Genomic DNA, 12,237 nt, shown 5'->3' with positions numbered 1-12,237 from the left:
GAACAGACTAATTCCCGGATCTGGCATTTCCCGGAGCCGCCGAGAAAATCAAAACCCTGACCGAGGCCGCCTCAAATGCCGGTGTCGATCGCTTGGTCCTGCTGTCAGGCCGGGGCGAAAGCCATGCCATGACCTGCAAAGACATCCTGCGCAACTGCGGCATCGACTTCACGCTGATACGGTCTTCACGGTTCGCGCAGAATTTTAGTGAAGGCCACCCGCATGGTCCGGTCCTTCAGGGCGCGATTACTCTGCCTGCAGGACAGGTTCAGGAGCCCATCATCGTCATCAATGATATCGCCGAAGTCGCCATCCGCTTGACCTCACATCTGGGGCGACAACCAAGTCACTACTGCTCAGGAACGGAAACAAATGCAAAACGGCGACCAAAAGGCCGCCGTTTGACTGTATCGAATGAAAGATAGGCCGCTTAAGCCTTCTGATCGTCCTCTTCATCATCATCGCCGCCACCAGCGGGCAGGTTGAAGAAGCTATCTGCATCTGCGACCGGCTCTTCTTCTGAACGCTGATTTTCATCACCCCCGCCCAGAGTAAAGGTCTCAAGACCTTCGATGCTGCCAGGAATTTTTGGCTCAGCTTCCATACCCAGCGACTGCTCGGTGCTGACCAGTTTGCGACGCTCGTCATCACTCATCACGCCGCCTTCGGCAGCCTTTTTAGCAGCTGCTTTCTGCACCGCCTGATCCAGCTCGGACTGTTTACACAGACCCAAAGCCACTGGATCGATCGGCTGGATATTGGCGATGTTCCAGTGGGTGCGCTCACGGATGGCCTGAATCGTCGGCTTTGTGGTGCCCACCAGCTTGGAAATCTGGCTATCTGCCAGCTCCGGGTGGAACTTGACCAACCAATAGATCGACGCCGGGCGGTCCTGACGCTTGGACAGCGGTGTGTACCGCGGCCCACGGCGCTTTTCTTCACCTGCAGCAGCGGCATAGATTTTGAGCTTCAGCTTGTGCAGCGGGTTACCCTCTGCTGCTGTGATCTCTTCCTGAGTCAGCTGATTGTTGGCAACCGGGTCAAAACCCTTAACGCCCTGGGCCACATCGCCGTCAGCGATACCCTGTACTTCCAGCTCATGCAGGCCAACAAAGTCCGCAATCTGTTTAAAGCTGATGGTGGTATTGTCCACCAGCCACACAGCGGTTGCTTTGGCCATCAACGGTTTTGCCATGTGCTCATCTCCATTTACAACACATCTTCCCCGCCGCCTGAAAATAGGCTGCCCCGTCTTTGGGGTCTGGTTTCCATTGTCGGGGAATTTGAACCCTATATAGTCGCGATATTTCAATTTGGGAAGAGCCGAATGCGCAGGATGATTTTGACAGTTGGATTGGCCCTTTGGGCCCTAGGTTCCGGAGTAGCACAGGCCGATGGTGAAAAAGCCGGAGTATTCGACTATTACGTCCTCGCGCTGAGCTGGTCGCCCAATTGGTGTGCGCTGGAAGGTGACGCCCGTGATTCTGACCAATGTGATGATCGCCACGACTATGGCTGGACCCTGCACGGGTTGTGGCCGCAATTTCATCGCGGCTGGCCCAGTTATTGTCCCACCTCTGTCGCGCCTCCGTCGCGTCGGATGAGCGGCGAAATGACCGAACTGATGGGAAGCCCCGGCCTAGCCTGGCACCAGTGGAAAAAGCACGGCACCTGCGCAGGCCTGCAAGCCCAACAGTATTACGACCTGATGCGTGAAGCTTACAGCCGCGTAGAACGCCCAGCCATATTCCGCAAACTGGAAAAGGAAGTCACCCTACCCGCCTCACTGATCGAGGAGGCGTTTTTAAAAGCCAACCCGGAACTGGACAAGGACATGCTAAGCGTCACCTGTCGCGATGGTTATATCCAAGAGGTCCGCATCTGCCTCTCGCGCACATTGTCGCCTGTGCCCTGTGGTCGTGATGTGATCCAGGAATGTGGGCTGAAAAATGCGCGCTTTACACCGGTACGCTAGCCCCACATAGGCCATTCCATGCGCGAGTCATTTCTGTCTCGCGCACTTCGGGTCCTTGGCATTACATCCCAGCTTATGCGCCGCTGAATGCTTCAACATGTTCCGCCGCCATCATACCCTTGAATTGCTCTACGGTTTCTTGCGCCACTCCGGCAGCTTCAAAAACTGCCGCAGTAAAGCTAACGGGTGCAGTTCCTGGTGCGGAAATAACCCGCCCCATCGAGACCGCTGTAGCACCCCCACGGAACAACCCTGATCCGGCATAGTTTTCCGCATGCTGCGCCAAAAACTCCGCATTGTTCGAGGTATGCTCCACCGCATTCAACAGGCCAGCACGGGCGAGTGCCAATGTCCCACCGCAGATGCCCGCAACTGTCGCCCCCTGTGCGTGACGATCCCGCAGGTATGCGCTGATATCAGGCGCTCCTGCACTCTCCCAAATGGTGCCACCAACAACAACGATGACAGCAGGCTGCCACTCCGAAAGCTGCTTCATCCCTTGTGAAATCATCGTCACAAGACCTCCCTGAGAGCGTATTTGCCCCACTTCAGGTGAAAAATACTGGATCTCAAGCCCATAGAACGGCCCGCCGATTCCAGCAATCAAAGCGTATTCCCAATCCGCAAACCCAGAGGTGACGACCATAGCTATCTTTGTCATTTTGTCATTCCTAAGACTACCTGCAGGAACATAACGGGAACAATCTTGCTTTGCAATCAACCACTCCATTGACAAAGCTAAACGCAGAATCGGCACATCCCACCAAATGAGCCAGCTGGAACTGTCTGTTTTCCAACTTAATTCGCTTACGAATTGGGCCAAATTTCTCTGTAAAATCAGTGGAAAGCGGCACGGAACCCAACCGACAAAGGAAATGCGGGCCTTTTATGCTATACTTAAACTTAAGTGCCGCGCCCGGTGACTGCCCAGACGGCACCCTCCGTCATGGATAGTGAAAGGAGCCCGCTCATGGCAAAAACGATTGGAAACCCTCTCAGTTGGCTGTTCCAACACACCGAAACCACCAGCCACCATATCGCTGCCTCGGTCGAACAGATGGGGAGCGAAGACAGCCGTGCAATGCCGCGTGTCCGAGAGTTGACGATGGCCGACCTGAAATATGCGCTTAAGGCGGGGGTCGATGATTTTGCCGCTTGCCGCAGTGATGCGATGTTTCTGGTGTTGTTCTATCCGCTGATCGGGTTGGTCATGGTGGTAATGGGATTCTCGATGAACCTTTTGCCGCTTTTGGTGCCGATGATCATGGGATTTGCCCTGATTGGCCCGCTGGCCGCTGTCGGACTGTATGAAATGTCCAGCCGCCGCGAAGCCGGTTTTGAACCAAAATGGGGCGATGCCTTTGACGTCATCCGCTCGCCGTCCTTTGGCGCCATTCTGATGCTCGGCATCTATCTTGCGGCATTGTTCTTTGTCTGGTTGATCTGCGCCAATTCTGTCTACGCATGGACCCTCGGGCCAGAGCCTCCCGCCTCACTTGGTACCTTTATCTCCGCAACCTTCACCACGTCTGCTGGCTGGGTGATGATCATCTTCGGCAGCGGTCTTGGCGCGCTATTTGCACTGGCTGCCCTCGCCATCAGCGTGGTGTCATTCTCGCTGTTACTGGACCGTCACGTGGGCCTGCCAGTTGCCGTCGTCACCTCGATCAAAGTGCTGCGCGCCAGCCCCGTTGTGACCCTGACGTGGGGCGCACTGATCGGCACCAGCCTGGTGATCGCAGCAATTCCATTCCTGTTAGGTTTGGTTGTTGTAGTGCCCATCTTTGGCCATGCCACCTGGCACCTGTACCGCCGCGCGGTGGAGTAACATCTGCTTACAGATTTTGGCCACATCCCAGTGGCCAAAATCCACAGTTTCACTACTGTATTACCCCGCCACTTTCAGCACAATCTTACCAATATGCCCCGAGCTTTCCATTCGGGTATGTGCCGATGCGGCCTCTTCCAATGCAAACTCACTGTCCATCACCGGCGCAACCCGCCCCGCTTCGATCAGAGGCCAAACCACTTCACGCAGATCATCCGCAATCCGCGCCTTGGCCAAATCGCTTTGCGGGCGCAGAGTTGATCCCGTAACCGTCAACCGCCGCATCATGATCTGGGCAAAGTTCAGCTCCACCTTGGGTCCGGTCAGGAACGCGATCTGAACAAGGCTTCCGTCATTGGCCAGCGTCTTGATGTTGCGTGGGATGTAATCGCCGCCCACCATATCCAAAATCAGGTCAGCCCCCCCTTCAGCGCGGAGCACTTCGACAAAATCTTCATCGCGGTAATTAATCGCCCGCTCCGCCCCAAGATCCAGACAGGCCTGGCACTTCTCATCCGACCCAGCCGTGGTAAACACCCGCGCGCCCAGCACGTTTGCCAGCTGAATCGCAGTTGTACCAATGCCGCTCGATCCGCCATGCACCAAAAACCGCTCACCAGCCTGCAAACCACCTCGACTGAACACATTCGACCAGACAGTGAAAAAGGTTTCCGGCAGGCAGGCCGCCTGCTTTAGGTCCAGCCCTTTAGGCACCGGCAGACAGTGCGCCGCTGGCGTCGCAACATATTCGGCGTAGCCGCCACCGGGCAACAGCCCGCAAACCAGATCGCCCAGCGCATATTCACTGACCCCGGCCCCAACAGCGACCACCTCGCCCGACGCTTCAAGCCCTGGCAGATCACTGGCGCCCGGAGGCGGTGCATAGGCCCCCGCCCGTTGCAACGCATCCGGTCGGTTGACCCCGGCATAGGCCACCTTGATCACCAGCTGTCCATGACCCGGCTCTGGCACGGGTCGCTCCGTCAGCTTCAATACATCGGGGCCACCAGGGGTGGAAATCTCAACAGCACGCATCACTTGGGTCATCAGGGGTCCTTTCCTTTGCCCTATGCCTAACACCCCAGCGCAGGTCTGCAAACGCTGATCCCTCAACCGTAGCATGACATGGCAAACGTTACGCACAGTTGCGCCGCGCATGCGCGGCGCCAGGCCCAACGGGAGGAGGATAAGGCAATATCCGACACCGGGCGGGAGCCCCTGTCAGATCAGAGGTAAGGGCTAGAAATCAGCGGCGCGGGGTCAGGGACCCTGGCAAATCGTCTCGCCCAACGGGGCGCTTGATCTGATCAGCCAACCAATTCGGTCCGGCTAGAAACGGTTTTAGCAGCGGGTTCGCCTGCACCTGCGCCTTCAACTTCTCAAACTGCATGACGTTGTCGATCCGGCGATCCAGAAAGTCCCATGTGGCCTGATGCTCCAAACTGTCGTCTCCCAGCCAGTATAGCACTGTGGCAGTGTAAACTGCCGACAATGACGCTCGCTTGGTGTACCAATTGATGTCATCCGACCCGTCGCCCAGCGCCGTCCAGATCGCATCAACCGTACCCCAAATCGCTCGTGCCCCATCGCCCGCATATTGCGGCAGTGTCAACAGGGTCGTACCCCGTCTCACGGCCTCTTTGTCGTCCACAACTTCCAGCCGAAATCGAACAGCAGCCGATATTTTATCGCGAAACCGCAGTCCCGTCAGATCCTCGGTTGCCAACCGCTGCAACATCAGAGCGTCACCACGGGCGTGATAGGCCAGCGCCAGATCAACTGCGCCGCGCGGGAAAATCGCCTGTGCCAGTACTTGATCCACGCTACAATCCTGGCAAGCGGCCTGAAATGTCACTTCGGTCCAGCCATCAAACGGCACATGCATCAGAGCCGCGTCCAGCAGTGCCACCTTGGTGGCATTTTGCGCATCATCGTGCTCGGTCTTCATCCTGCGTCTCCTGCATGCACTGCTTATGACCAACTTGCTCCAGTTCTAAACAAACCAACAGTGCTTTGCCATAGCGCCATTTCCCACGGACCCGTGCAACTCTACCTAAAGGGATGGGAAAACCACACGCAGGTTAGAATTCGCGGCAACACTGGCGATCGTTCACGATGAGGTGTAATCTCCCCGAACCACAGCCGTAGAGGTTTGTTATTTTTCCAACGAGTTCAACCTTGGTACTGAGTGTCGAATAATCGGCGGAGCCCTGCCGATACACGTAAAAAGTGTTTTAGACTCTAAAAATACCCGCTAAACTGATTCCATCGCAGTTATGGCACCCCCCTGTCACAACTGCTTGGGTTGCTGGCCTTTGTAGGCTTCCAGCCACTTCCCGAAGTTGACCGCGCAGTCCCCCAATTGCGTAAACCTTGAGCTATTTGATCAAGGAGGCGGTCACTTCGGGACCACCTCCCAGAGCCGAGTTGCCAAACATCTTAATGTCGCCCCCGTCAAACCCAGCTTTATTCCCAAAAACCCAAATTTGCCCTAGTCTATCGTTACAAGATCACACTGGACGCCGCTTTCCCAAGCCTCGCACCGCTCATTTTAGCACGCCAACTGCGTCACGATATTCGCTGAGATTCGCATAAACAGAGAAGGCAAAAGATGTTTCAACCCGTCCTTACACTCATTCTCGCCCTCTTTATTGCCAGCGCATCTTATGCGACCGAACGGGTGGCGCTGGTTATTGGGAACTCTGACTATCAACACGCCACAGTCAAAGATCTGCCAAATGCTGCGCAGGATGCACGCGACGTATCCCAAAGGCTCAGCTCTTTGGGGTTTCGTGTTCACTCAGGCATCGACCTGACCCGTTCAGAAATCCTCCGGCTCACACAGGACGTACAAAAGTCGCTTAACGCTGGCGATATTGCACTGTTCTACTTTGCCGGACACGCCATCCAGCTCGGTGCCGAAAATTTTCTGATCCCCGTCGATGCCTATGGAAACGATGAAGAAACATTGAGGCAGAGATCCGTTAAACTGCAGACAATCCTTGCTGAAATGGAAAGCCGGGCAGATCGCAACATCGTCATCCTTGATGCCTGTCGCGACAACCCATTTGACCTTACCACCTCAAAACGGTCAGTTGGCGGTGCCACACGTGGACTGGTGAAAATCGATGCTGGGGTTGGCTCTTTTGTTGCGTTTTCCACCCAACCGGGCAACGTCGCGCTGGATGGGCTAGGTCGCAACAGCCCCTTCACCGCCGCGCTATTGAAACATCTGCCCTCCACAGAGGACGACCTGCACGAGGTCATGCGCAAGGTGCGCCGCGATGTTGTAGAGCAGACCAACGGCGCGCAAATCCCTTGGGAAAATTCCTCACTCATAGATCGTATCTATCTGGCTCCGCGCATTACACCTGTGCCAAACACCCCGCCGCCTCCACCACCAACACCAGTACAGCCTGTCGCAACCGGTCAGTTCACCCATCAGGTTGCCGGCCTTGATCCCTACGGCGACGGATTTCTCGCCCTGCGCAATGGCACAACCTCGTCCGCATCCCGTCTGATGAAAATGGTCGAGGGTACGCGGCTACAGGTTCTCGAACAGAATGGCGTTTGGTTCAGGGTCAGAACTGAAACAGGGGCTCAGGGCTGGGCCCATTCCAACTGGATTCGCTTTGTCGGTGTCAGAAGCGCGCAGCCGCAAGAAACCTGCAACTCCCTCTGGCTGCAGCGAAACGCCATCTTTGCCCGCAACGGATATTGCTTCCAAAGCGCACGCGGACAGCAGGCCTTTTCCAACCTCGGCTGCCGCATTGGCGTACCAGCAGGCCAGATACCCCTATCAGCGTCTGAGCGGCAGGAAGTACAGCATCTGCGATCCCGAGAAACGGCACTACAGTGCCGCTAACAGGACGACCGAAGCGTCACCAGCGAACCGGCACCTGCAAAGGCCCACGAAAAGCCCAGCCACCAAACCGGGCCTCCCCGGCCAACTCGATCTTAGGGAAGCGCTCAAACAGCATCGGCAGCGCCACCTCGGCAATCAACGCCTTAGAGATCCACGCTCCGGCGCAGAAATGTGGCCCGGCCCCAAATGAAATCGCTGCTCTGTTGTCCTGATGCAGGTTGAAAACATCTGGCTGCGCAAAAATCCTTTCGTCCCGGTTCCCGGAGCCAAACATCAGAAAGACCCGATCTCCGACGTTCAGCGTCACCCCGTGCAGCTCATAGGGCTGCGCAATTTGCCGCGGTGACATCCCAATGGGCGATATCCAGCGCGCATATTCTTCAAACGCCTGCAGCCAGCCCGCCCGCCCAGCCTTCACATCCATCAACTGCTCGGGGTGCATCAACAGGGCCCAGACAGTGCCCGCAATCGCATCACGCGGTTCGTTCTGTCCACCCGAGATCGCCAGTTTAATATTCGCCCGCACCTGTGCATCGCTCAACCCAGCCCGGCGCTGAATCGCCAGCAGCGACAAATCCTCCGCGTCCCCAGTGTGCGGGGGACAGTCATCAATATGGCGATCAATGGAGGCGGTACAGTCATGGCATCTGGCCTCAACAGCCGCATCCCCTGTATAATTGGCACAGCCGTCGATCATGCCCTGACTGACACGGTCCATTTCAATCGCGCTCATATTGGTCAGCCCGGTGACCAGCTTCAACGCCTCTGCCGACAGTGGCAGAGCATAGTCCTGCACCAGATCGCAGCCTTCGGTCATTGCCAGCTGCTCCAGGATCTGCTGCGCCGCAGTGCGAAACTGCACCAACCAGTGTCTCTGCACCGTTTTTGGCGATACCGTGGGGAAGATTGCCCGCCGCTCATCCATATGATCCGCCCCATCGCGGCGCATCATATTTTGCCCCATCAGCTGCGTCATCAAACCGCCGGGTTGCTCAGACGAGAACACCTCGATCTTCTTTTCCTGGGCAAAAATATCATCACGCCGGGTGATCAGCGTCGCATCCATCTGCGGCACATAGACCAGCGGCGCTAGGTCCCGCATTTTGGCAAGGTCAGGATATGGATCTTGCCAAAATGCGGCAGGATCGATGTCATACACTGGGGCTTCGGACATTTTCACCTGTTTCTCAGGCGGCAAATCCTAGCCCCTGTGTTTCCTGTAGGGTGCGTGCTGGCACGCACCAATCGCCGGTCTCAATAGACCTTTGGCACATATAATTCATCCGGCAGCACCTGCCGTTCATACTTTGGGTTGTACTCACGGTCCGGTAAATCGACCTTCTCGCTCGGTACATCGCTATATGGAATCTGTGACAACAAATGCTCGATGCAATTCAATCGCTCACGTTTTTTGTCATTGCCTTCAACCACATACCAAGGCGCCTCGGGTATATTGGTTCGTGCCAGCATGTCTTCCTTGGCCTTGGTGTACTGTTCCCAACGCACCCGGCTCTCCAGATCCATTGGCGACAGCTTCCACTGCTTCATCGGATCATGAATCCGCATCATAAACCGCAACTGCTGCTCTTCATCAGTGATTGAAAACCAGTATTTCAGCACGATGGTGTTCGACCGCACCAGCATTCTTTCGAATTCGGGAACATCTTTGAAGAAAGTTTCGACCTGATCATCATCAGCAAAACCCATCACCCGTTCGACACCGGCCCGGTTATACCAGGACCGGTCAAACAGCACGATCTCGCCCCCCGATGGCAGGTAAGGGACATACCGCTGGAAATACCACTGGCTCTGTTCGCGCCGACTGGGCGCGGGCAGGGCCACCACCCGTGCCACCCGAGGGTTTAACCGCTGCGTGATCCGCTTGATTACCCCACCCTTTCCGGCTGCATCCCGGCCTTCCATGATCACCAACACCTTGGCGCCAGTCTCGACCACCCAATCCTGCAGCTTGATCAACTCAGCCTGAAGCCGCAAAAGATTGCGGAAATAGACTTGCCGGTCCAGCATCTCTGGGTGTTGCGCGCGGTAGATCTTGCGCAGCTCCATCGACAACATCGGTTCAGCGGACTCAACCTCGATCCCCTCGTCCAGCATGTCCTGCAGTTCATCTTCCAGCCAGGCCAGAGTTGTGTTGTCGTCATCGCGATTCACAGAGGGCTCCTTTGAGTCATCACACACACGCAAGAACAAACTTGGCTTGCCGGGTTTGCAACATAGCTGGTGTTAAGTATTCCTCTAGGGAAACCGGAAATCACCCAAGGTTCAACCCGAAAGCGGTATTGGCGGCCTCAGGACCCCAAAAATCACAAAATCGTTTCATTCCACTGGTGAAATCGACCCAATCCTCTAACGCGCGGCTGCCAAAATCATATCCGCCGCCTTTTCAGCAATCATAATGGTCGGTGCATTGGTGTTACCACTGGTGATGGTTGGCATCACTGAGGCATCCACCACCCGCAATCCAGTCACCCCGCGCAACCGCAGTTCAGGATCCACGGGGGCGCTCTCCTCGGTGCCCATGTGCACCGTACAGGTTGGGTGGAAAATGGTGGTGCCGATATCCCCCGCCGCCCGCGCCAGATCAGCCTCATCATCCGAAACTATGCCCGGACTAATCTCTTCTGGTGTGTACCGTTGCATCGGCCCCTGCGCCATGATCGCCCGCACCTGACGAATGGCCGACACAGCCACCTGCCTGTCGCCTTCAGTGGATAGATAGTTAGGGGCAATCCGAGGCGCATCTTGGGCATTGGCAGACATAATCTGCACTGTTCCGCGGCTCTCAGGGCGCAGATTACATATGCTGGCCGTCAATCCCGGGAAATCATGCAACGGCTTGCCAAAGGCCTCCAACGTCAGAGGTTGAACGTGATACTCCAGATCCGGCGTCTCCAAGCCAGGCCGCGAGCGCGCAAACGCCCCCAGCTGACTGGGCGCCATCGACATCGGCCCCGACCGTTTCAACGCGTATTCCAGCCCAATCTTCGCCTTGCCCCACAGCGAATTGGCCAATGTGTTCAGTGTTTTGGCACCAGTCAATCGCCAGGCGCAGCGCAGTTGCAGGTGATCTTGCAGGTTTCCACCCACTGCAGGCATATCCCGCCGCACTTCGATGCCATGGCTTCGTAGCAGGTCCGCTGGGCCCAGCCCCGACAGCTGTAAAATCTGCGGAGAGTTCACCGCACCAGCCGACAGGATCACTTCACCATGGGCCTTTGCGGTTTTCACCTGCCCCCCTTGTTCATACTCAACCCCAACCGCGCGACCATCCTCGATCAGAACCCGCCGGGTGTGGGCCTTGGTTTCCACCTTCAGCGTCTCCCCAGTTGAGGTACGCAAGAACGCCTTAGCTGTGTTCATCCGCCAACCGCTGCGCTGATTGACCCGAAAATAGCCAACGCCTTCGTTGTTGCCAGTGTTGAAATCTGTGACATGTGGCAAGCCCCAGTCCTGCGCAGCCTCAGACCAGTGATCCAGCACATCCCAGTGCAGGCGCTGGTTCTCGACACGCCACTCACCACCTTCGCCGTGCATTTCTGACGGGCCTTCGACGTAGTCCTCGGACTTTTTGAAGTAGGGCAGCACATCGTCCCAGCCCCAGCCGGTGTTGCCACGCTGACGCCAGCCATCGTAATCCGCCGCTTGCCCGCGCAGGTAGAGCATGCCGTTGATAGACGAGCATCCACCCAACACCTTACCCCGTGGGTACAGCAATGAGCGCCCATTCAGCCCCGGTTCTTCGGCAGTACGGTACATCCAGTCCGTGCGGGGATTATTGATGCAGTACAGGTACCCCATCGGGATATGCACCCAATGGTAGTTGTCCTTTCCGCCAGCTTCCAGGAGCAGTACCCGGTGCCCAGCTTCACTCAGCCGTTTGGCCAGCACACAACCCGCGCTGCCCGCGCCAACAATAATGTAATCCCAGCTCATGCCTGCCCCCAACGTTTTGCGGCATCAGAGCATATCTGTTGAGGCGGTAAAAGAGGCGACGTTGAGTCCCTATTGGTTCCTGTCAGATGGCACACCGCACAGTGTCCTAGACCGGCAATGCCGTTGTCTTAAACACCGTCCTCAGTGCAAACGAGCTTTGCATCTGCGCGACCCCCGGCAACCGCGCCAGATACTGTCGGTGAATGCGGGCAAAGTCATCTGTGTTTTCTGCCACCACCTTTAGCAGGTAGTCCGCCGTTCCTGCCATCAGATGACATTCCAGAACATCCGGTATTCGCGCGACCGCTTTTTCAAACGCATCCAGCACTTCATCCGCCTGCCCCGATAAGGTAATCTCTACAAACACGGTGCTGGGCACCTGCATTTTCCGGGCATCCAGCAAGGCCACATAGTCGCGAATATAGCCGTCTTTCTCCAACCGTTGCACGCGACGGTGACAGGCCGAGGCCGATAGATTCACCAATTCACTCAGGTCAGCATTGGAAATCCGCCCCTGTTTTTGCAATACTGTGAGGATGCGGCGATCCGTCTGATCAAGTGACATTTCTGCGAAGATCCTTGCTAGGTATATGCCTTATAGTCGAAGAATATTCG

12 protein-coding genes are annotated in these 12,237 nt (G+C 56.4%); 4 read left to right on the top strand and 8 right to left on the bottom strand.

From position 1 onward, the window contains the following. Positions 1 to 128: 128 nt before the first annotated feature. Entirely contained in the window at positions 129 to 425 is a 297-nt protein-coding gene (locus FEE96_RS01820) for an SDR family oxidoreductase (RefSeq protein WP_138161283.1), read from the top strand. A gap of 5 nt (positions 426 to 430) precedes the next feature. Here the strand turns inward: FEE96_RS01820 and FEE96_RS01815 are convergent, their stop codons facing one another. After that, positions 431 to 1,195, bottom strand: a complete 765-nt coding sequence (locus tag FEE96_RS01815) for a DUF1013 domain-containing protein (RefSeq protein WP_138161282.1) — start codon at positions 1,193 to 1,195, stop codon at positions 431 to 433. Positions 1,196 to 1,327: 132 nt separating this feature from the next. Between FEE96_RS01815 and FEE96_RS01810 the strand changes: the two genes are divergently transcribed. Then, positions 1,328 to 1,975 (top strand): ribonuclease T2 family protein, encoded by a 648-nt coding sequence (locus FEE96_RS01810; protein ID WP_138161281.1) that lies wholly within the window; start codon positions 1,328 to 1,330, stop codon positions 1,973 to 1,975. Positions 1,976 to 2,048: 73 nt separating this feature from the next. Here the strand turns inward: FEE96_RS01810 and FEE96_RS01805 are convergent, their stop codons facing one another. Further along, positions 2,049 to 2,636, bottom strand: coding sequence for a DJ-1/PfpI family protein (locus tag FEE96_RS01805; RefSeq protein WP_138161280.1), 588 nt, complete (start codon positions 2,634 to 2,636; stop codon positions 2,049 to 2,051). Between the two features lie 309 nt (positions 2,637 to 2,945). Between FEE96_RS01805 and FEE96_RS01800 the strand changes: the two genes are divergently transcribed. Further along, complete coding sequence (locus FEE96_RS01800) at positions 2,946 to 3,803, top strand: DUF2189 domain-containing protein (RefSeq protein WP_138161279.1); 858 nt, start codon at positions 2,946 to 2,948, stop codon at positions 3,801 to 3,803. A gap of 60 nt (positions 3,804 to 3,863) precedes the next feature. Here FEE96_RS01800 and FEE96_RS01795 read toward each other — a convergent pair whose 3' ends face one another. Both FEE96_RS01795 and FEE96_RS01790 read right to left on the bottom strand, forming a co-directional pair. Further along, entirely contained in the window at positions 3,864 to 4,850 is a 987-nt protein-coding gene (locus tag FEE96_RS01795) for an NAD(P)H-quinone oxidoreductase (protein WP_138161278.1), read from the bottom strand. A gap of 199 nt (positions 4,851 to 5,049) precedes the next feature. After that, a complete protein-coding gene (locus FEE96_RS01790) occupies positions 5,050 to 5,751 on the bottom strand; it encodes a COQ9 family protein (protein ID WP_138161277.1) in 702 nt (233 codons plus the stop codon). A gap of 663 nt (positions 5,752 to 6,414) precedes the next feature. Between FEE96_RS01790 and FEE96_RS01785 the strand changes: the two genes are divergently transcribed. Beyond that, a complete protein-coding gene (locus FEE96_RS01785) occupies positions 6,415 to 7,668 on the top strand; it encodes a caspase family protein (RefSeq protein ID WP_138161276.1) in 1,254 nt (417 codons plus the stop codon). A 16-nt stretch (positions 7,669 to 7,684) separates the two neighbouring features. Here FEE96_RS01785 and FEE96_RS01780 read toward each other — a convergent pair whose 3' ends face one another. From FEE96_RS01780 to FEE96_RS01765, 4 genes are all read right to left on the bottom strand, one after another. Further along, the gene (locus FEE96_RS01780; protein ID WP_138161275.1) at positions 7,685 to 8,842 is read right to left on the bottom strand and encodes a cytochrome P450; all 1,158 of its coding nucleotides are present in this window, start codon (positions 8,840 to 8,842) and stop codon (positions 7,685 to 7,687) included. An 80-nt stretch (positions 8,843 to 8,922) separates the two neighbouring features. After that, entirely contained in the window at positions 8,923 to 9,783 is an 861-nt protein-coding gene (ppk2, locus tag FEE96_RS01775) for a polyphosphate kinase 2 (protein ID WP_157021853.1), read from the bottom strand. Positions 9,784 to 10,035: 252 nt separating this feature from the next. Continuing rightward, positions 10,036 to 11,622: a GMC family oxidoreductase gene (locus FEE96_RS01770; RefSeq protein ID WP_138161273.1), complete on the bottom strand. Its 1,587-nt coding sequence runs from the start codon at positions 11,620 to 11,622 to the stop codon at positions 10,036 to 10,038. 106 nt (positions 11,623 to 11,728) lie between these two features. Then, complete coding sequence (locus FEE96_RS01765) at positions 11,729 to 12,187, bottom strand: Lrp/AsnC family transcriptional regulator (RefSeq protein ID WP_138161272.1); 459 nt, start codon at positions 12,185 to 12,187, stop codon at positions 11,729 to 11,731. Positions 12,188 to 12,237: the final 50 nt, after the last annotated feature.

Origin of the sequence: Parasedimentitalea maritima, from assembly GCF_005771405.1 — a bacterium.
GTDB lineage: Bacteria > Pseudomonadota > Alphaproteobacteria > Rhodobacterales > Rhodobacteraceae > Parasedimentitalea > Parasedimentitalea maritima.
Note: the sequence above shows the minus strand (reverse complement) of the source record. Positions and strands in the feature narration are given on the sequence as shown.